General features: G+C 35.6%; 11 protein-coding genes. All 11 read right to left on the minus strand.

Annotated elements, in window-relative coordinates:
- Positions 1-11 precede the first annotated feature (11 nt).
- A complete protein-coding gene (locus FGF67_RS07610) occupies positions 12-1,376 on the minus strand; it encodes a family 43 glycosylhydrolase (RefSeq protein WP_139696361.1) in 1,365 nt (454 codons plus the stop codon).
- 4 nt (positions 1,377-1,380) lie between these two features.
- Positions 1,381-2,346, minus strand: a complete 966-nt coding sequence (locus FGF67_RS07615; RefSeq protein WP_139696363.1) for a Gfo/Idh/MocA family protein — start codon at positions 2,344-2,346, stop codon at positions 1,381-1,383.
- Between the two features lie 269 nt (positions 2,347-2,615).
- On the minus strand, positions 2,616-6,143 hold the full coding sequence (locus FGF67_RS07620) for a family 78 glycoside hydrolase catalytic domain (protein ID WP_139696366.1): 3,528 nt from the start codon (positions 6,141-6,143) through the stop codon (positions 2,616-2,618).
- Positions 6,144-6,413: 270 nt separating this feature from the next.
- Positions 6,414-7,598 (minus strand): Gfo/Idh/MocA family protein, encoded by a 1,185-nt coding sequence (locus FGF67_RS07625; RefSeq protein ID WP_139696368.1) that lies wholly within the window; start codon positions 7,596-7,598, stop codon positions 6,414-6,416.
- 3 nt (positions 7,599-7,601) lie between these two features.
- Positions 7,602-8,945 (minus strand): Gfo/Idh/MocA family protein, encoded by a 1,344-nt coding sequence (locus tag FGF67_RS07630; RefSeq protein ID WP_139696370.1) that lies wholly within the window; start codon positions 8,943-8,945, stop codon positions 7,602-7,604.
- A 2-nt stretch (positions 8,946-8,947) separates the two neighbouring features.
- Positions 8,948-10,339: a 3-keto-disaccharide hydrolase gene (locus tag FGF67_RS07635; protein WP_139696372.1), complete on the minus strand. Its 1,392-nt coding sequence runs from the start codon at positions 10,337-10,339 to the stop codon at positions 8,948-8,950.
- Positions 10,340-10,629: 290 nt separating this feature from the next.
- Positions 10,630-11,682 (minus strand): DUF5627 domain-containing protein, encoded by a 1,053-nt coding sequence (locus tag FGF67_RS07640; RefSeq protein ID WP_139696374.1) that lies wholly within the window; start codon positions 11,680-11,682, stop codon positions 10,630-10,632.
- Positions 11,683-11,722: 40 nt separating this feature from the next.
- On the minus strand, positions 11,723-13,441 hold the full coding sequence (locus FGF67_RS07645) for a RagB/SusD family nutrient uptake outer membrane protein (RefSeq protein ID WP_139696376.1): 1,719 nt from the start codon (positions 13,439-13,441) through the stop codon (positions 11,723-11,725).
- A 20-nt stretch (positions 13,442-13,461) separates the two neighbouring features.
- Positions 13,462-16,542 (minus strand): SusC/RagA family TonB-linked outer membrane protein, encoded by a 3,081-nt coding sequence (locus FGF67_RS07650; RefSeq protein WP_139696378.1) that lies wholly within the window; start codon positions 16,540-16,542, stop codon positions 13,462-13,464.
- A 49-nt stretch (positions 16,543-16,591) separates the two neighbouring features.
- Positions 16,592-18,490, minus strand: a complete 1,899-nt coding sequence (locus FGF67_RS07655; RefSeq protein ID WP_139696380.1) for a RagB/SusD family nutrient uptake outer membrane protein — start codon at positions 18,488-18,490, stop codon at positions 16,592-16,594.
- Positions 18,491-18,501: 11 nt separating this feature from the next.
- Positions 18,502-21,672, minus strand: coding sequence for a SusC/RagA family TonB-linked outer membrane protein (locus FGF67_RS07660; protein ID WP_158293199.1), 3,171 nt, complete (start codon positions 21,670-21,672; stop codon positions 18,502-18,504).
- Between the last annotated feature and the right edge of the window lie 630 nt (positions 21,673-22,302).

A 22,302-nucleotide genomic window follows, 5' to 3' on the forward strand; every position in this document is an offset into this window, starting at 1 on the left:
GTCTTTTGAATTTAGTTTAAAAATGAAAAACTATCAATTAACAGCTGATTTTCACTGAATTCCTCTAACAATATATAGAGATTTTCTGTACTATTAATAGATGATAGATTTATTGTTATGGTTTGTATCTGTTTTGTTGGCTTTAACGAAACCTTCTGAGTTCCAATTTGATTTCCGTTCAAGCTATCTTTTTTTATATCAAAAGAAAATGCTCCGCCTTGAGGCGCATAAACTTGAAACTCTATTTTAGATTTCCCATTTAATCCTTTAACATTGGGAAAATTTAAATAGCTCTTTTTTGCAGTTGTTTTAATCACAAACCCCGATATATATTCTTGCTTAGTTATTCCCTCTGCTCTAAAGTAATTTTCTGCTTCTATTTTACCTTGTTTTGCTTGATAATTACCAACACCAATGCCATCAACTTTTAGGGTTGCCATTTCTCCGTTTTCCTTATAATGCACATAGCTTATAAAACTATCTCTAAAATACCTGTTACCTGTTTGACTAATATCACAGTAGATGTAATACCACTGGTTATGCCATTCAAAAAATGAACCATGTCGTCCTTGCATAAAGCCTGTTGGCCAAGTTGGAGCATCGAAACCTTCGGCAAAACTCTCTGCTTTTATCACAGAATCTTTGTAATCATATGGCCCATAAAGGTTGTTAGAAATGGCATAAAAACACCCCCAAGACAGGTAATACTTCCCCTTATATTTGTGCACAAAAGGCTTATCATCTGTTGGTTTTTCTTTGTTTTCGCCATCTAAGTTATATGGCCCGTGCGGGTTATTGATGATGATTTTTTTGGGTTTTTCAGCCAAACTTACCATATCATAATTTAGTTTGGCAATGTAGTAATCCCAAACACCAAAAATAATGTAATGTTCTCCATTATCTTCAAAAACGGCCATGTCATATTCATGGGTTGGTGTTAAATCAGCACTTAATAGCGGTTGGTTTAACACATTTGTCCAGGGACCAACAGGTGTATCACCAGCTACAACTCCTGCTTGTTCATTACCTTCAGAAAAGTACCAATAGTATTTACCATTTCTATAGGCCGCATCGGTAGCCCAACATCTTGAAAATTCTTTACCGATATAGGTGTCTTTAGGATTTAAGACAGAACGCTTAGTCCAATTCACCAAATCTGGCGACGACCACACCCACCAATCTTCCATAATAAACTTGCCATTATTGATAGATTTATCATGCGAAGCATAAACGTAAGCGGTATCATTAAAAATGTGAATGTGCGGATCATTTAACCCTACATTTGAAACAATAGGATTTTGAGCAAAAGAATAAGATATATTCAGTAATGTCATGCAGAATACAATACTTCTTAATATTATAAAATTATTCTTCATAGGTTTAGTTTGTTCCACAAAAGATATCCATAATTTTAGTTACCACTGTGGCCTCTTCAACAGAACATGGGTTTTGATTTTTTCCCAAAAAATACCCCACCACTTCCTCTATCATAGGCTGCTGTACATGCCTTGGATTTTCAAACTTAAAAAATTCACTTTTCGCTGTAGTTTCAACCCTTATCTCTTCATTGTAAAATGAAAACGTAATGGTACCTTTTTCTCCTTTAATGATACATTTGTCATTATCTTCTGGAGCATTAAAATTCCAACTTCCTTTAAAGTCAACACCATTTTTAAATTCCAATTCACCCTTAACCAAATCTTTTGAAGCTGCGTTACCTAACATGTTTCCTTTTTTAACTTTGGCAACTTCACCAAAATAATAACACATTAAATCTATTTGGTGCGGTGCAATATCATGAAAGTACCCTCCTCCTGAAACTTCAGGATTTAATCTCCAATTTTCATCTGTTTTGGCAATTATATTGGCGTCTTGAGATTGTGCAATATCAATTTCTGCTGAAAATACTTTACCGATTACATTAGCATCTAACAACTCTTTGACCTTAATGAATAAAGGTAAATTTCTACGATAATGAGCCACGGTAACTTTTACATTACTACGGTTCAATGCATCTAAAAGGTCGTCAGCTTCCTTACTATTAAGCACCATGGGTTTTTCTAAATATATGTTCTTTCCAGCTTTAATAGCCTGTTTCGCATAATTTAAATGTGAAGAAGGTGGTGTTGCAATATAAACGGCATTCACCTTTTTATCATTAATTAATTCAGAAGCACTTGTAGTATAATTTGGTACTTTATGCCGTTTGGCAAAATCTTTTACTTTTTCTTCATTTCGTCTCATTACGGCGGTCAAAGCAGAATTTTCTACTTTTTGAAATGCCGGACCACTTTTTACTTCGGCAACATCACCACAGCCAATAATACCCCAATTAATTAGTTTCATGCTTTATTCAATAGCGTTAAAAACTCTTCTATGAATTGCTAAAGATACATTAAGAAGTCCTGATACCTGTCCTGCACTGTGCGGTAACTAAGCACTGTTTTTTATGCCTCTGTTTGTTTTTGGTTGAATATATTGAATAGGCACATTCACTCTAAAACAGAAAAGCCTTTTAAACGTGGGCTATAACTTTAGAGATTTATATTCTTACCATCTAATATAAAAGAAAAAAGCCATATTAATAATAGTCATTAACATGGCTTTTTTTTAGTCTAAAAAGAATTAATCTTCAACTGTATGATATGTTTTCCTGGAGCGAGTCTTATAGATTCAAATGCAGACGGCACCTTTTCTCCATTATGAATAAGGTCTTTACCATCTAAGCCATTCAAGCTAAACTCTGCCATCATGTTTCCTGGTATTTCAATTTGATAGGTTTGAAGCCTAGGACCATTATGTTGATATGAAGCTTTAATTGGACCTCTTACGGTAGGCACTTCAATTTCACTCGATTTTAACTTACTCATTTGAGGCTTTATAGTAGCAATACCAAATCCGGGAGTTTTAGGTTTAATTCCCCATAGTCCTCTTGGTATTGCATTTGCTGGCACAGCTCCCCAAGCGTGATTCCAATCTAAATTTACTTTATAATCGTAATCCCAAGCCTCTAAAGTAATTGTTGACCCTACTCTAATCATATTATACCAACTTCTTTTTGCTTTGCTCGCTAATAACTCTAAAGCATAGTCAGCCTCTCCTGCATTATAAAGACCGTCTATTAAAAACTGGGCGCCATAAACACTACAGGCCATTCCTCTTGATTTCACATAATCTACAACAGATTGATAATGCTCTTGAGGCACTAATCCAAAGGCTAATGGCATCATATTGGCATGTAAAGATGCATGATCTGTACCTATACCATCTACATAAACACCTCTTTCTTTATCAAACATTTGTTCATTAACTGCCTTTTTTGCTTTAATAGCTCTATATTCAAAATCTAATGCTTCTTCCGTCTTTCCTAAAATTTTTGCAAACTCTGCCATAATTTTCATATTCTCGTAAAAGAAGGCATTAATTACGGTACTGTATGGCTTAAAGACGAATCCGTCACGTTCTCCTTTGGTTTTACTACCTGCAAAATTTGCACCTGGCCAATCCACAATATCTGTTAATGGTTTTTTATAGCCTTCAGGAAAACCAAGTTTTTTCATAAATGCAGCGTCTACTTTTGTAGAGGTAATCAAACCGTCTTCATTTGATAATTCATATAGCGATTTATGCTTTAATGACTCATAATAACGCTCTACCAATTCAGTGTTACCAGTATACATGTAATCTGCATAAATTAACAAAGGCACATGCTGTTGCCACTCTGTTGGCCACGTAGGGTTTTTCATGAAGTATTCAATGGTGCGTCTGGCCATAGCATACTCTCTATCAGCGGTATAATGACTCAATTGATTTAAATAAGCGTCTGCCTCATAAGGAATACGCTCTCTGTCACCATCAACGTACAATCCGTTAAACGTTGTCGCTTTTATTGAGTATTTGGATAAATCCCAAACTTGGTTCAAAATATCATTGTTACTTTTAAAACTACTTGCATTTTCATCCCAATAGGTATGGAAAGCCAATTGTGTAAAATCATCAGCAGCAAGTGTTTCTTGAGCGCCCTCCAACTCAGCATATCTGAAAGGAACAAGCGGAGGAAAACCTTTTGGCAATGGCACAGCTTTGTTAGCTCTTGTATTTCGCTCGTCTTCATGAACTTTAATCTGATATGTTGTTTGGCCTGGTTTTACATCAACCTTAATTTCTTGATACCGAATATTGCTTTTTGCCGGAGGTGTTCTATTCACATTGCCCTGATCATCAATCATTTCACCAACTCTTACAGTAAGCGTATGTGGTGTTTTCGCGTTATAAGTAAACTCCATGGTAGCAAAGGCTGCCTTACCAAAATCCATGAAATACACGGCATCGCGTTTCTCAAATTTTTGAGGTTTTATTTTAGATGTTTCAAATTTATTCTCAGTAGAAATAATATATGAATCACTCTTTCCTGTTGTGAATTGTTGTGCTTCAGCATAATCAACAAGTCTGTTTTCTTCTTCCCAAATTCGAACCTTCCAAAAATATGTTTTTCCAATTTCTAATGGAGCGCCTTCATACTCTACATTTGTAGATTGTGTTGAGGCCACTCTTCCGCTATCCCAAATATCACCATTATTATTATCGATGCTCTTTTTGTTTGAAGCGACTAAAATTTGATAAGCACCTTGATATTTAGAGCCTAATGGCACCGTCCAACCAAATTCAGGCTTTAAATCAAAAATCTCAACATCTTCACCTGGTTCTCTTATAAGTTCAACCGTTAAATCGGTTGGTGCCGCTCTAAATTCGTTACTATTTTTCTTTATTAATTCTTCAAGTTTAGCACGAAGATTATCAGCTATAACTTTGTACTTTTTCTTTCCTATTAAATTCTTAACCTCTAACGGATCTTTCTTAAGGTTGTAAAGCTCTTCGATGGTTTTATCATTCACATACCTAAAATACTTCCATTCTTCTGTACGCACCCCTTCACTTGGCGGAATATTTTTAAAATCCCAAAGGTGTTCTATCAAAATAGTATCTCTATCTATAGAATTGGTTTCTTGCTTTGTAATTGGCAGTAAACTTTTACCCTGCCAAGACTGTGGAGCTTTTACGCCTGCTATATCAGCAATAGTATAAGGTACATCAATATTAAGTACCATATCTGTAAAATCTTGATGCTTGTTTACTCTTGGATCAAAAACAATTAATGGTACACGAATAGAGTTGTCATACATTAACCATTTGCCAGCCATTTGACGCTCTCCTAAAAAATACCCATTATCACCCATAAGAATAATAACTGTATTTTTATCTAATCCTTTTTCTTTTAATTTCTCACGTATTTTTGTGATTTCTTTATCAACACCAGCAATCATTCTGAAATAGCCCTTTAAACTATGTTGGTATTTCTCAGGTGTATCATAACGCCATGTCCAGCGTAATCTATTAAACCCATCTCGTACTGCCTTTGGTTGCGCCAAAAAGTATTTTTCGTCGGCCAATTTAGGTTCAGGAATGGTTTCATCCTCAAGCATGCTATTCATTTCTTCTTGCCAGAAGTATTGCTCAACGGCACTATCGTGGGCATGCGGTGCACTAAAGCTAAGCGACAAACAAAAAGGTTTATCATTGGTTGCATTTTTATCAATAAAATCAAGTGCTTTTTGTCCTGTATAACGTGTTAAATGAACTGTATCATTATCAATTGTTTTGTAATAATATCCTCTTCTGTCTTTGTATCGGTTGTTTCTATCGTAATCTTCGTATTCATCAAATTGCTTATCTAAACCGTCATATCTTACACCGTATTTTCCAAAAAAACCTGTATAGTATCCGTTGTTTTTAAGTAAGGTTGGATAAGATTGTGCCATATATTCCTCGCGAACATTACCCGTTTGAAAATTAAAATTATGAGCGCGTTCATGTAAACCTGTCCACAATGAGGCTCTACTTGCCGCACAAATTGGCGTTGTTACAATAGCATTATGGAAATAGGTTCCTGCATTGGCCAAATTATCCATCTCTGGAGTTTGTACAAATTTATTTCCCGCATAACCTATGGCATCAAACCGTTGATCATCAGTTAAAATAAAAATGATATTGGGTTTTTCTGAATTACTTCCTTGCTGCGCCTGAATAACATTCAAACTGTATACAGCAGTTAATAGCACTAATAAAAAACTGTTTTTAAGCATTTTAGTTTTTGATTTTATATTTTTTAGTTAAGAAAATATTTGTCACACCTCCATAGTGGTTAAAAATAAAATTTAATACTCTAAATTGTATCCTGCTCTGTCCCGTAACACTAAAAAAAGCAGCTAACATAATTAGCTGCTTTGGAATATAAATAATCATTATTGACTAGCGATAGTTTTTTGACTAAACAACAACCTGTTAACTGCAATACAACAGAAAGGTTTTAACCAAAAGAAAAACATGCTATTTTTTAACTATAAAGTACCACATTAAATGGTTTGATTCCATTTTACAATTTCATTATTGACCATGGCGTCAATTCCCATTTGTACGCAAAAGGCCGCTTTTGCTCCCGATATTACGTTTGACAAGGGTTGTTTGTTATCTACAATGGCCTGTCTGAAATCTAACAAAGCTTGTTTACTTGGATTAAGATGCTCAACGTTAATTGGATATCCTTTTTTTGGATTGTATTGCGCAGTAGCTCCACTTACACCATCAACATCACCCATTACCTCACGTTTTTCTCCTTCAGGAAAAAACCAGGCGTTCTTTGTATCAATAATGATGGTTCCTTTATCTCCAATTACCTTAATTTCATAACCGTCTTTTGCATTACTAGTTAAACAGGTAAATTTAGCTGTAACACCACTGGCATAGCGGTAAGTAAGATGTACATTATCAAATGTTTCTCTGCCGTCTTTCCAATAGTCAACTCCGCCAACGCCCATTACTTTTTCAGGCACTTCATCAAGTACCCAATTGGTAAAGTCAATTTGATGTGAACATAATTCAGCCGTTAATCCTCCTGAGAACTCCCGATACATTCTCCAATTTACGGCACGTTCATATTCAGGTTGAGGCACAGGTCTTCTCCAATTACCATGTCTGTTCCATTGACATTCAAAGGCACTAATCTTACCTACTTTGCCTTGTTTAATTAACTCAACTACATGTGTATACAATCTTGAGCTGTGGTATTGATGTCCAGTTTGAACTATTTGCGAAGATGCATTTGCCTTATTCAACAAATTATTAATCCCATCGTAGCCTTTAGCTAAGGTTTTTTCACAATATACATGTTTCCCAGCATCTAATGCATCAATGGCTATTTTGGAGTGGGTACTAAATGGCGTAGCTATTATAACAGCGTCAATATCCTTATTATCTAATAACTTTCTGTAATCATTGTAACCAACTGGAGTTGTTTTGGCTTTTGCCAACCCCTGCTCCAACCGAAAAGGCAAAATATCACAAGAGGCAATAACATTAATATTGTCAATTGAATTAATTATGGACGTTAATCCTCCTCCTCTATCACCGGTACCAATAACACCAATATTTAAGGTGTTACTACTATTGAATTTAGATAATACATTTCCGTATAGCAATGATGAACTTGCTAACGCCGCAGAGGCCATTCCTGTTTTTTTAATAAATACGCGTCTTTTCAATTTTTATAATTTAGGTTCCCAACCAGGTTCGTATGTTCTTTTCCATAGTGCCATAGCTTCTCTATCAAATATTGTACCTGAATTCTCATCTACGTCAAATCCTTTATCTATTCTATACGCAATATTTGCATAATGTGTAAGCATTTGTGATTTTGCTCCAATTTCAATTGGAGAAGTCAATTCTTCTTTACCTCTAATTCCGTTCAAGAAGTTCACCGTATGACGTGTTGACAAATCACCGCCACCGCCTAAGGCTACACCGCCTTCTGCTTTACCCGACTTCATCTCCTCAACAAGTTTTCCTTTTCTATCAAAACGCTCAAAGCCGTCACGATCAATCATTACAGAACCTTCTGTTCCCATTATTAGCGTTCCTCTTCCTCTTCCATATTTTTTGTAAGCATTTCTGCTTACTCCATCCCATTGAATGATTTTACCATTACCAAATGTATAGGTGGCCAACATGTCGTCATACATTTCCCAACCATCATCTTTAAAATGATTCTTTCCGGCTAAAACATCTACATATTTAGGATAATTTACATCTAATGCCCAGCGTGCAATATCTAATTCATGTGTAGCATTATTCCCCATTTCTGCAGTACCAAAATCCCAACCATACCAGTGCCAGTTATAATTCCATGTATCATGAGTATAGTCTTTTCTTGGTGACGGCCCTTGGAATAAGTCCCAGTTTAAACCTTGCGGTGGGTCAGCCTTCACTGGATTTGGAACCTTTGGCCTGCCATTCGCGTAAAACCCAATGGCTTTATATGCATCACCAAGTATACCGTCATGAATATCTTTGATGATTTTAATACTTTGCGGTGAGGAGCGTTGTTGGTTACCCATTTGAACCACTTTATTGTACTTCTTTTGCGCTGTAACCACCAATTGGTTTTCCCAGGCGTTGTGACTGCATGGTTTTTCTAAATACACATGCTTTCCTGCTTGCATGGCCATAATGGCCCCAGGGGTGTGCCAGTGATCTGGAGTAGCCATAAAAACAGCATCAACATTCTTATCATCCAGAATCTTTTTGATATCCTCTTCAAGTTTTGGCTTATAGCTTATTTTTTTTCCAACTTTTTCGGCTGCTTTATGCATTTGACTTTGCATCACATCACACAAATACAACAAACGCGCGTTATTGTCTTTTGCAACTATACCATTGATAAATGCACCGTATCGTCGTCCTAAGCCTTGAATAGCTACATTAATTCTATCATTTGCTCCTATGATATTATTATAACTTTGTGCAGACATAGCGTTGATTCCACTACTTAAAGTGATTCCTGCAGTAGCCAGCGTAGTTTTCTTTAAAAAATCTCTTCTTTTATTTGCCATCTTTATTTCTTTTTATTTTTTGGAACACGAATTTTTATATTTCTGAAAAACACTTGATCACCGTGATCCTGCAATAAAATTTGGCCTTTTTCTAAAACTCCAAATTTAGGCCATTTTGCATACTTACTTTCTGAAACTAATGTTAAAAATGCTTCACTTCCTCTTTCATATTCTAAAACCTTAACTCCATTTATCCAGTGTTCAACATGATTATTGATAGACTTTATATAAGCCGTATTCCACTCACCAACAGGATTTACAGGTTTACTTGGATCGGCCTTTATCAAATCATATAGTGAACATACAGTTCTGCTCCCTTCGTGAGATCCTAATTTAGCATCTTCATGCAAGTCATCATCCAAAATTTGATACTCTAAGCCAATTGAAGACCCAGGCCCCTTATTAAGTTCTGTGTCTACATAATATTTTATACCACTATTTGCTCCTGGTGTTAGCTTAAAATCAACTTGTAGTTCAAAATTACTATATTCTTGCGTTGTTACAATATCTCCGCCAGCTGTTGATTCTGCGCCACCAGTTTCTGCTACGATTAGCTCTCCATTTATAATGGACCAACCTTCCTCTGGGAACTTGTCTAATTTAGCACCACGCCACCCACTGGTTGTTTTACCATCCCAAAGCATTTGCCAACCCTCCTTTTTTTCTTGAAAAGTTAACTTGTTTTTAGTTACCACAGGTTCTAACGGTGATTTTCTAGAATATTTTGATACATTTTCTGTTAAGATTTTAGCCTCTTTCCACATCACTGTTTTACCAAGTCTTTCTTTATTTTTGCCAATGGAATGCACTTGTAAGCCTATAAATCCACTTGCTGTTTTATCATCAATCAAATAAGCTGCTGGCACATTATTTATCCAAGTTTTAATAGTATCACCAATAGCCTCAACACGATAGTGATTCCATTCATTTTGTTTAAATGCAGCCTGTGCACTAGTGTTGTTTTCTAAAGGATTTAACCATTTGCGTCTGCCTTCATCATAAATACCACCGCTCCAGGCACGTTTTGAAGGATCTATTTCAATTTGATACCCATGCACTCTTCCATTTTGATAATATGGCAAGCTATTACTTCTTATTTGAATACCCGAATTCATCACAGGGTCTACTTTAAAGGCTATCTCAAGAATAAAATCATCGTAACGTTTATTGGTGGTTAAAAATGTATTAGGAGTATCGGCGGCAGTGGTTCCTGTAATAACACCGTTAACAACTTCATAAGATGCTTTACCGCCTAAAATGGTCCAACCATCCAGATTGTCTTCATTAATTAAATTCACCCAAGGAACTGGATCATTCTTTTCTTTACAAGAGTAAATGTTCCCCATATTGAAAACAGTAAGAAAACATAATGCAATAGATTTTAATAGTTTCATTTTTATCATAATTTTAATTGTATTTTTTTACTAAAAAACTCCCCATCATAATACCTATTAACGTGTGTGATGAAGAGTTTTAACTAACTCAAAAATTTCTAAATAATCTAAACTTTAGTAAATACTTTACGCAAATTAAAGTTATACAAATCAAAAACCATCCTGTGCCGTACTGCTCAATCTTGATTAATCTGAATAAAAGATGATACGAAAACCTTTTAACAAACAAAAGAAGCGAGGACATGTCCTCGCTTCTTTTGTTTAATCTATAAATTTTTGGAAGTTCTAAACTAAGGAAGTTCCCTTAGCTCCACAGTAAACTGTTCAAATGTAACATCTCTGTTTCTTATAACTAATGTATCCTTGACAGCATGTGTTTCATTATTAACAGCATCTGTATACGAATAATCTAGATATATTACATCGCGCTTCTCTCCTCCCCATTCATCACCATTTTCAACAAATCGTCCTGAACCAGAAACATTATAAGCATCGTCTCCAAAACTATTTACAGTACACGTTTCGTCACTATTAAATACCAACTCAATATTTACATCTCCTGGGCTTGAAAGCTCACCTCTTCGCACACGGTTTGCATATCTTACATTTGACCTTCCACTGGTCATTAATTCAGTAACCTCATCGTCTACAACAAATTCTGATCTGTAGGTTGAGGTAGTCACCTCTCCTGAATTGTTTGTCATAACATCTTCCCCTCGGCGTAAGTATTTGCCTTGATACTTGTTCATGAATTTTATACCAAAAAGTGTGTAATCTTTAGGTGCGGGATTCCAATCTTCATCCTTTATTTTTATTGGATTAGACACAATAGGTACTCCTGTAAGTAATGAATCTAGACCCTCATAATCAACAATTTTTAAAGGAATGACATAATGCGTATTATTCTTGGTAGCATAAGCAAGCGGATCATCAAAGAAAGCTTCTTCTAACTGAATAGGAATACGACCATTTATTGATCCTGCAGGTATAATAACAGGGCTAGGCTTTTCTATGGTATAATATGACGCTGGCAATATCTGAACCGTTACCGAGTCTACTCCTAAGGTATTGGCGTCAATTAATTCTGGAGCCAACTCAAAATATACTTTTCGGTCAGAATTATTTTCAAAAACTCCAGACATTACAACACCTATTTCAAACTTACCTTGGTTATCATTATCATTAAAACCCAAATCATACTTACCTTGAATTAATGTTCTTGCAGGTCTTTGATATGGAAAATATACTGAAGTTGAACCAAAATCAGCGACTTCAGTATCTTGATTCTCACAAGCCATTAGACCAAAGGCTAAGGCTATTATTACAACTAATTTTATTTTCATGTTAAATATTTTTTTTTAATTCTTTATTAGTATCCTAATCCTACCAACCTGAATTTTGTTCAAGGGCTGGAAACTTTAATGTTTCATCATTTGGAATTGGCATATATGTAGCAAAGTCAGGATATTTTCTTTCTTCAACTTGGTCATAACTATAATTTGTTCCATTAATGTTAACACCTTCAGCTGATTCAATCAAAGACAAGCCCCATCTTCTTAAGTCCCAGAATCTATGACCTTCAAAACTTAGTTCCAAGCGTCGTTCGTTTCTAATGAGTTCTCGCATATCTTGTTTTGTAGTAATAGACGCTAAGTAAGCATCTGGTTGAGCAAGTCCCGCTCTTTGTCTTATTGCTCCAATCACTTCACGCGCGGTCATACCATTAATTTGTTGGTCTGGCCCACCCACTTCATTAGCTGCCTCGGCAAATATTAAAAATAATTCTGTATATCGAAAAAACACATCGTAGTGTCTTTGCGTTGTTTCAGACCCATCATCATTTAATCTTACATCTGGACGAAGTAATTTTTTGAGGTAATACCCTGTTGTTGTAGAAAATTCAGGAATAGAATCTCGTCTGTCAATTCCGCCTCCAACTCCGGTATTAATTGTTCCTCCTCCAAAATTATCACCGTTTAGTACAACAAACTTTGCTAACCTTGGGTCTCTATTTGTATACGGATCTTGCGGATTGTATCCATTCGCTTCAGTTGCAGGAAATCCACTTTGCATTGGGAAAGCATCTACCAAATTTTGTGTTGGATTAATTTCGCCACTACCATTTACCGAAGGTGGGAACACACGTTTTTCAATAGTTGCATTTGGATTTTGCTCTGAGCCTCTCCAAATCATTTCGCCACCAGTATAACCATCACTATCTAAATAAAACTCAAGACCATTAGGTACTAAACCTGAAACTCCTCCAATAGTATTTAATACTTCACTTGCATCGGTTGCTGCCATATTATAATACCCTTGATCATTTAAAAATGCCGGACTTGCTGCAAAAAGCGCTAAACGGGCTTTTAAAGCACTTACTATTTTACCAGAAATACGTAAATTAATGGCACTACCATTGGCAACTTTATATTTATTAAAATCATAATCTTCGTAAATAGGATTTACATCGGATTGATTATCTGAATAAACTGTTGGTAATAAAGTAAGTGCCTCATCAAAATCTGCCATGATAGCTTCAACCGTATCTTCAAAAGATAAGCGTGGTAAATTAAAATCGCCATCAGACTCAATGAATCCTTTTATATAAGGCACGCCTAGTAATTGTCCAGAAGTTCCATAACCAGCATGCGCCTGTAGTATGTAAAAGTGATGTAATGCTCTCAATGCCAACGCCTCTCCTTTCATACGCATATAAAACATTTCATTAATCTCCTCATCTGTATTCCATACAATCTCACCAGCGTTAATAATTTGTAAAAATTTGTTTACCCATAAAACGCTTTCATAGTTCCTCCAACGTGATGTAGGGTTAAACTGAGCACTTAACTCTCCTTTAGCTATACGCTTAAAATCATTATCTAATTGATTATTAACCGCATCATCTGTGGCCGCTTCATCAAACGTAAACTGATCTATTAAACGTGAATAGCCCTGCAATAACACACCTTCTGCTGCTGCTGGTGTTTCACCAACAAACTCAAAGTCCAATCTATTTTCATCAATAGGATCTAAGAAATCTTCACAGCTAACAACGCCAGCAAATACTGACATTATAAACATATATTTTATTAAATTTTTCATTCTATCTATTTAAATTTTTATTAAAATGATAATCTTACCCCTAAGGTATAGGTTCTAGCCTGTGGGTTGGTACCGATATTTAACTGACGAATATCCTTATTTTTAGCTATTTCAAAAAGGTTAGTTCCTTGTAAGTTTAAGCTAAAGTGTTCCATTCCTAGTCTGTCACATAAGTTGTCTGCAAATTCATAGGTTAGCTGAGCCCTGTTAATTCTAAAGAAACTTGTATCAAACAACCAGAATGTAGAGTTTCTAAAATTATTTTGGTTTTGCGCAGCAGATAACCTTGGAAACGTGGCTGTGTCATCTGTTTCTGGAGTCCAACGTCCTAAAACTACTTCAGAGTATTTCTGATTCCCATTAGGGCTATAATAATCATTGTAGCGATCACTTAATTTATTTCCTAAGCCTCCAGTTTGTCCCGTACCAAGTATAAATAAGTTAAAGGCTTTATATTTAATATTTAGGTTAACCCCGTATGTCCATGGACTACTACCTTGCCCAATTGCAACTTGATCATCTAAATCAATTTTATCATCGCCATTTTGATTTTTATACTTTATATCGCCTGGTTTCACTGTACCAAATTGCGGCTCTGGCAAACCGGCAATTAACTCATAATCTACTAAATCAACAAAATCAGCTTCTGTATAGAACCCTTGGTCTTCAAAACCAAAAATAGTAGACAATTCTTTTCCTTGCCTGTTTTGGTAGGCAAACTCATTAGTCTCAGATCGTTTTGAAGCTTCTGCTTGACTGTACAACACATTCGCTCCAATACCAAATGTAAAGTCATTAAATGTTTTGTTAAAATTGATACCTAACTCAAAACCAGTATATAAATTGGCATTGAAATTATCTCTTGGTCTAAAAGTATTATAATATGACGGATATTGATCGGCCAAAAACACTAATTGTTTATCTAGTTCTGTTCTAAAATAATTAGCCTCTAACCATAATGAATTCATTAAATACGTTTCAAATCCAGCATTGAAATCTATGCGTTCTTCATACCCTAAATCTGGATTAGCACCTTGAGTTACATTTTGCTTTCTATTAGACTGCACGCCGTCAGCCCAAGCAAAACTAGAACCTGACGAATAATTTTCTTCATATAAATAATACCCATCAATACCACGATCAGATTTTATAATTCCTCCTGAAGCTTTTAGTTTTAAATAATTTATAAAATTGCTTTCTTTTAAAAATGCTTCTTCACTTAAAATATAGGCTACCCCAACTGTTGGTGAAAAACCACCTCTATTACCTTCAGGTAACTTGATAGAGTGCGCATAGGCACCTGAAAAGTCTGCATACAATTTTTTCTTGAAATCATAAGTTAACTGAAAGCCAAGGTGTGCATCTTTGTCGGTTTGAAGTGTACCATCTCGTTTCTCTGAATTATAGTATCCTAACAAGGTAGTATAAATGGAGTGGTTTTGGGCAAAGGTTTTTTGATAATTAATCAATCCGTACATACCTAAACGCGATTCAAAGCCATTAGATGATACATTTTCTGTAAGATCTCTTAAATCTCTACCAAAAATAGCATTGTCTGATTCATCAAGATTTGGGTTATCAATATCTCTAAACCCTACAATTTTATCATCTTTCCAGAACGGTTCATACACACGGTACTCATTTCTAATAGACAATTGGTATGAATCAAAAAAGTCAAAACTCAAATACGTTTTGGCTGATAAGCCTTCCGTTATTCCTGATAAATCAAAATTAATAGCGTTGTTGAACTGCGTTACACGGAACACATTATTTTGATATCCCCCTGCAATGGCTCTAGCTACAGGCGCATTTTCTTGCACTTGCCTGTTAGAACCTAACAAACCTCCATTAAAATAACGAGCTCCAGCCAAAATAACCGCCAGTTCTGGATTATTCTCAGTATCAAAATATTCTAGTGGTAATAATGGTGCGTAATCATTTGGTTTAAATGTGGTACCTGCACTTAATAAGTTTGCTCTAGCGCTTTTATCTGTACTTATAATGGCAACACCATCAATACTACTAGTAATCCAATCGTTTACCTTAAAATCAATATTCCCTCTAACATTAAAACGGTTAGATCCTGCATTAATATCTTCATTAATATTTAACCAATCTTCATTGTAAAGCCAGCCCACATTAACATAATATTGCGACTTATCATTACCGCCGGTGAATTCTGTAATTACGTTGGTTGTATTTACAAAAGGTTGTACCTGATCATAAAAATCAACATCAGGGTATTTTATTGGATTAATACCGTTTCTTGTATTGGCAATATCTTCCATTGAGAATAAACTAGTATCATCAGGGCTAGTACCATCGTTAATTCTAGCCTCATTCCATAACTCCATATAATCTGCCGACCCCAAATAATTAGGTAGTGATATAGGTGTTCTAATACCAGAACGTACATTCACGTTTACTTCTCTTTTATTTATTTTACCTCGTTTGGTATTAATTACAATCACACCATTTCGTCCTTGGCTACCATATAAAGCCACAGCATTAGCATCTCTTAATATGGTAATTTGATCAACTTCCTCCATGTTTAACACATTGGGATCACGTCCAAAAACACCATCAATAACAAATAACGCATTATCAAGGCCTCTTATGTTGTCTGAGCCACGCACCCCCATAGTTAAACCACTAATATAATCTCTAACAAACTGGGTATTGTCATAAACTAAACGGTCTCTAGTATTTGTTGATGATATAGATCCTACTACATCCCGTCTATTTTTAACCCCCACTCCCATGTTTATCTCATCATCTTCTGATGCCAAAAATTCTGATTTCTTTAGGGTAATGTTACCAGCCCAATTGGTTAAACTAACAAGCTGGGATTCATACCCTTTTTTCTCTATAACAACGGTTTCATCATCGGGTAAGGTAATATCAAATAGTCCGTTGGTATTGGTTGATGATTTAACACCTTTGGGACCATATATATAAACCCCCTCTAAAGGATTTCCTTGTTCATCAACAACGGTTGCAGACACTTTAACACCATCTGATTGCGCGGTAGTCACCTCACAAAAACACAGCATAGCGATGCATACAAGCGCATACAACTTATATATTTTATATATTTTCATTTTTATTTCTTTAAATTTAAGTATTAGTTAAAACAAATTCATATTGGGATTACCAACCTGGATTTTGATCAAAGCCTTCATAAAATTGTGTTTGATTTTGTTCAAAAGGTAACCAGTAGTGCTTTGGGTAGTCACAAACGCGATCTACCAACACAGCTTCTTGAAAGTAACTCCAAGCTTTGTCAAATCTCAATTCTGTTTTAATTCTATATTTATCTTCATGTGCCACACCCCAACGACGTATATCCATCCATCTGTGACCTTCATAAGATAACTCTACTGATCTTTCGCGTCTTAACTCGTCCATAAATTTATTGTTGTCTGCAACAATGGCCGGGTGTATATTTGGAAGTCCTGCTCTGGTTCGTATTTTGTTAATCACCTGTTCTGCAGTCATAGAAAACGAAGCAGGCGCAGTGTTTGCTCCTTTAGAAACATGAAGTGCCTCAGCATACATTAAATATACATCGGTTAGCCTCACGTGTATGCGCATACCTGTAAACCTTCTAATAATATTATTCCCTACACCAGAATGGTATTCACCATTAATTTCTGGATAAAATTTCTTTTGCATGTACCCAGTTAGGGAAGCATTAGACTTACGATGCTCTCCTGGGTTACCATTATCATCTGGATCTTCAACATACAATCTTATTGTTCTATGCTTCGCAGGTATACTTGCTCTTGTTCCCAACACGTCACGATCAGCAAAAATCCATTCATAAAAACGTGGATCACGGTTTGCAAATGGGTTAGTTTCATCGTAGGTTTTTGGACCATACTTTTCACTAATGTCATCTTCAATAGATAAGCCATTGGCCATACCAAAATTATGATATATAAAATTATGGGTTGCACTGGTACATTGTGTACTAGTACGCGCAAGATCTCTTGGTACACCATCACTCATAAAACTAATTGTAGAACCTGTATGTGATACCGCAGGCGCCGCGAAAATTAACTCTTTAGCACCAGGTTCTAAACCTGGCCACGTGTTTCTAGGCACATTCCAAAATACCGTTTTGTAATCTTCTAAATTTTGTGCAAAACTATACACACTTCCATCTAATTTAAGTACTTCTGCAAAAGCATCAACAGCCATGGCGGCTAACTCTGTATTATAAGTATAAGTATCAATACCTGGTTGGTTGTTAAAATGCATTAACGGACTAGCAGCAAACAGTAAGTTTTTACCTTTAAAGGCATATGCCGTGCCTTTTGTTATTCTGCCAGCATTATTTCCAAGTGTTTTTTTCCCATAAGATTCATTATCCCAATCTACAGGCAATCTCTTAATGGCCTCCTCATAATCTTTGTTAGCTGCTAAAGCACACTCCTCATAGGTGTCAGGGCGCTGAACATCAATAACTTCTGATCCATCAAATACTCGGGTGATGTATGGGAAACGCCCCCAAAATTTCATAATCTCATTATGAAAATAGGCTCTAAAAAAATAAGCTTGCCCCAGAATAACATTTCTTTCATCTTCGGTTAAACCTACCATTAAATCTCTATTCCTTATTACAATATTAGCTTTTCGTATACCTTGCATACTGGCGCGCCATACTCTTGGTCTACGTCTAGGTTGCGCATCGTTAGTACTACCATCTTGGCCACGATGATCATCTTTACCTAAATAACAGTATTTATTATTAATCCAATTCTCTAACTCTCCACGATCTAATCTTACACTATATTTAAAAGATTGTGTACCGCTGTTATAGGCATCATCTCCCATTAGGTATTCCATAAAGGAGTGACCAGAGAATCCATATGAAACTACCAAGGCATACATTTCATCAACAAACCCTTGCGCATTATCAAAGTTTGAAAACACTTCCTCTTCTGTTAACACAGATTCTGGAGCTACGTCTAGGTATTCCTCGCAAGCCAATGCTGATAACATGAGCCCAAGAAATAAAACTATTTTTACTTTAAAATTTTTCATATTTCTTTTTTTTAAAAATCTAAATTAAAACCGAAGTTAAATCGTATTAGCGTTGGATAATCTCCTCTAAAGCTAGAATCTTGGGTTTGACTACTGTTAAACTCTCTATCATCTGGTAAATCTGTCCATAAAAACAAGTTATTACCATTAGCAAAAAATCGTAACCCTTTAACTCCCATTTTTTCACATGCAGCTTTAGGTACACTATACCCTAATGCTACACTTCGTACTCTTGTTAAAGAACCATCAAAAAAGTTTCTTCTAGGATCTGTAGCTCCCTGATTAACAGAAAAAGCTGGTTGTGTACGTGTAGCTGTTGGATTGTATTTGGTCCAATAATCTAACTCATGCGCAAAAAACGTATCTGTTTGATTGGTAAAGGTTCTACTAGTATAATTTCTGTTTGTATTTTGAGTACCATATAATTGCACACTCAAACTCCATCCTTTATATTTTGCTCCCACCGTAGCAGCCCAAGTTTTAAACGGACGCGTTGGGTAACCAAATGGTACATTATCAAATTGACTGTTATATACACCATCACCATCATAATCATGTAAGTTATAATAACCTAATCGTGTAAATTCTTGCCCGTTAACTTGTGGTGTTGAGCTGTAAACATCATCCCAACTGGTAAGTATGTTACCTGGAATAGCAGATCTAGGTTGACCAATAGGATACCCTTCTCGCTTTTGATAAAACGGACGCAACTCTGGATCTTCTCTTTTAATTACCTTATCTTTTGCATAGGTAAAGTTATAATTACCAAAAAGATTTAATCCACTACTAAAGGTATGATTCACTCCTAAAACAATTTCATAACCTTTTACTTCTACTTCACCGCCATTAAATGCTGGTGGCTTAGCACCGAACCAATCTGGCACAGCTCTATCGTCACTAGGAATAAAAATATTAGTACGATCTTCACCAAAATAATCAAACTCCGCAGTAATAAGGTTTTTAAACACACCTAACTCAACCCCAACATTATATTTTAAGGCTGTTTCCCACTGAAGATCAGGATTACCTACATTTCCTTCCTTAAAGAATACATAAGGTGAGCGTTGATTCCCTTGACCAGACCCTGATTGTAAAAAGGCTCCACCTCCCGATTCCCATGAGGATTGATATTCAAATCTTGCCCCTCCTCTATCATTACCAATTTTACCATAAGAGCCTCTAAACTTAAGTTTATCTAACCAGTCGGCATTTTCCATGAAAGCTTCATTGGAAGCAGTCCAACCTGCTGCCAGTGCCGGAAACAAATCAAAACGAAAGCCTGGACCAAATTTTTCAGACCCGTTATAGGCCCCACTAATATCAAGGAAGTAACGCTTATCATAATCATAAGTAACCCGTGACACCCAATCTTCACGATATATTGGGAATTGACTACCAGTTGCCCGTTGTTGGCGTCTTGCAAGGATTAACCCTGTTACACTATGCTTATCGTTAAAAGTAGCACTATAATTTATTGAGGCGTCATACAGTAGATTACGCACTATACGTTGACTAGATGACCCCTCATTACCTTCGAATATAGTTGCCGCTTCTAAATCCCATGGTGAAGGCACAAAACTAAAATCATTAACACCATCTGGAGAATCAAAAAGTTCATTAAAATCCCTATCATAAATACGATATACCACGTTTTCTTGACCATCTGCACCTGGATCACGTAAACGTTGTCTACTTGTTGATTGGTTATCTAAAGAAAAACGGCCCTGAAATGTCAAGCCTTTAGTTATAAACGCTAAATCTTGTTTTAAAATAAAATCGGTATTTACCTGAAAGGTAGTATTTGTATCATAACCTGTGTTGGTTAATGTTACAATGGGATTTGTATTAGCAAAAATATCTCTCTCATCTCTACCAAATAATCCATCTGGATATAAAGGCGTATACGCATTTGGCGCCAACTCATAAATACTATTTGTTACTAAGTTTAAGCTACCTGGTGTTTGTTGTATCCCCAAGAAGCCTCCAAGATTTACAGATAGTTCTGTAGTTTTTGTGATATTGAAATCGATGTTACTACGGAAGTTAAATCTGTCATAACTAAACTCACTTTCATAACCTTTACCATTATTATATCTTTTTCCATCAAAAATATCAGATACTTTTTGATAGGCTAAACTACCAAAATACTTTGCATCATTACCACCTCCACGCACAGATAAATTAACACGATAATCAAAAGCCATATCTTTTGTAATTTGATCCTGCCAATTAACATTAGGGTATATAAAACGTTCCTGTTCATTTGCTGGATTTCGATATTTATCAGCTATAGCGTAAGGACGAAATAAATCCCAAGACGCTTCATCTTGAGCAAGTTCGCGTAATACAGATGAATTGGCCTGCATGATAGCATCAAACGCATCTAATTTTTCTGGTAACTTAGAAATGGTCTTTAAGGTAGTATTGGCCGTCAATGACAACTGCGCCTTACCCTTTTGCCCCCTTTTTGTAGTTACTAATATTACACCATCAGCGCCTTGTACACCAAAAACCGCCGTAGCAGAAGCATCTTTAAGTACAGAGATGTTTTCAATATCATTAAAATCAAGATTATCAATAGATCTTTGAACACCATCAACCAATATAAGAGGTTGCCCTGATCCATTCCAAGAAGCCTGACCACGAATGTAGATTTGCATATCGTTTCTACCGGGCACACCACTACCTTGAATAGCCGTAACACCAGGCAAGTTTCCTTGTAAGGCTTCCTCAACGTTGGTGATACCTGCAACACGTTCAACCAGATCTTCACCTTTAATCTGAGAAATTGCACCTACTACACTCTCTTTTTTCTGAGTACCATACCCTACAATTACCACTTCATCAAGACTCTCTACATCTTCCTCTAAAAGCACATCAAGTGTTGAGTTACTCCCAACAGCAATTTCTTTGGTTTGAAAACCAATAAAAGAAAACACCATGGTCTGTTTTCCTTCTTTTAATAATAAAGAGTAGTTTCCATCAAAGTCGGTAACGGTCCCGTTAGTGGTCCCTTTTTGAATAACATTAACCCCGGGTAAAGGCATTCCTGTAGCATCTTTTACAGTTCCTGAAATCTTGTTTTGAGCCTGTAAATTTTGAGCTGTAAAACTGGAAAGGATTAACACCATAGTTAATGTCAATAAAGAAACAAAACAGCGACTTTCAAATTTTTGTTTCATTTTGAGTTTTAGTTTTAACATATAATATAAGTTTTACTAGTTAGTTCTTATCATGAATCACCTCAATTATAGATTCATAATATTATGTTAAACAATATTACTAATCACTATTTGCTTCTCTATCCTGTACTATACTGTTATATTGTTTTTTTTGCTTTGTGGTATTCAAAGTATTTAAGATACACTAGCCTGTAACCTTTGAGGTAAATAGGCCCATATTACAGATTTCATTGAGAAATAGATATTCTTTTTAATCAATAAATATTATTTTCCCATTAAAAAAAGTAGCACAACTAACTGCTTATAGAGCATCTAGCTGCTTTACTTGGGGTTTTTAAGTATTATTTTTAACCCGAAGAACGTTCATTTGATACCTCCGTAAAACCATGATGATGTTCAACCATATTTACCCAGTATGTGCAGTAATTTTTATGGTAATATTACAAATATCCCAATACCATAAATTAAAACTATAAATTAAATTCAATTATCCAATAACCTACCCTCTTAAAGCCCAAACAAATTTGGTAAATACATAGAAATTTCAGGGATATAGGTTATTAAAAGGAGTACCAATACCATGATTAGCAAAAATGGCAGTAATGGTTTTACCACTTGAGAAACCGATAT

The organism is Allotamlana fucoidanivorans, from assembly GCF_006265225.1.
Lineage (GTDB): Bacteria > Bacteroidota > Bacteroidia > Flavobacteriales > Flavobacteriaceae > Allotamlana > Allotamlana fucoidanivorans.

What these genes read in the sequence shown, in the direction of transcription:
- FGF67_RS07620 (WP_139696366.1), bottom strand. Translation starts at nt 6,143, where the DNA reads ATGCTTAAAAACAGTTTTTTATTAGTGCTATTAACTGCTGTATACAGT.
- FGF67_RS07650 (WP_139696378.1), bottom strand. Translation starts at nt 16,542, where the DNA reads ATGAAAATATATAAAATATATAAGTTGTATGCGCTTGTATGCATCGCT.
- FGF67_RS07645 (WP_139696376.1), bottom strand. Translation starts at nt 13,441, where the DNA reads ATGAAAAATTTAATAAAATATATGTTTATAATGTCAGTATTTGCTGGC.
- FGF67_RS07630 (WP_139696370.1), bottom strand. Translation starts at nt 8,945, where the DNA reads ATGGCAAATAAAAGAAGAGATTTTTTAAAGAAAACTACGCTGGCTACT.
- FGF67_RS07615 (WP_139696363.1), bottom strand. Translation starts at nt 2,346, where the DNA reads ATGAAACTAATTAATTGGGGTATTATTGGCTGTGGTGATGTTGCCGAA.
- FGF67_RS07640 (WP_139696374.1), bottom strand. Translation starts at nt 11,682, where the DNA reads ATGAAAATAAAATTAGTTGTAATAATAGCCTTAGCCTTTGGTCTAATG.
- FGF67_RS07660 (WP_158293199.1), bottom strand. Translation starts at nt 21,672, where the DNA reads ATGAAACAAAAATTTGAAAGTCGCTGTTTTGTTTCTTTATTGACATTA.
- FGF67_RS07635 (WP_139696372.1), bottom strand. Translation starts at nt 10,339, where the DNA reads ATGAAACTATTAAAATCTATTGCATTATGTTTTCTTACTGTTTTCAAT.
- FGF67_RS07655 (WP_139696380.1), bottom strand. Translation starts at nt 18,490, where the DNA reads ATGAAAAATTTTAAAGTAAAAATAGTTTTATTTCTTGGGCTCATGTTA.
- FGF67_RS07610 (WP_139696361.1), bottom strand. Translation starts at nt 1,376, where the DNA reads ATGAAGAATAATTTTATAATATTAAGAAGTATTGTATTCTGCATGACA.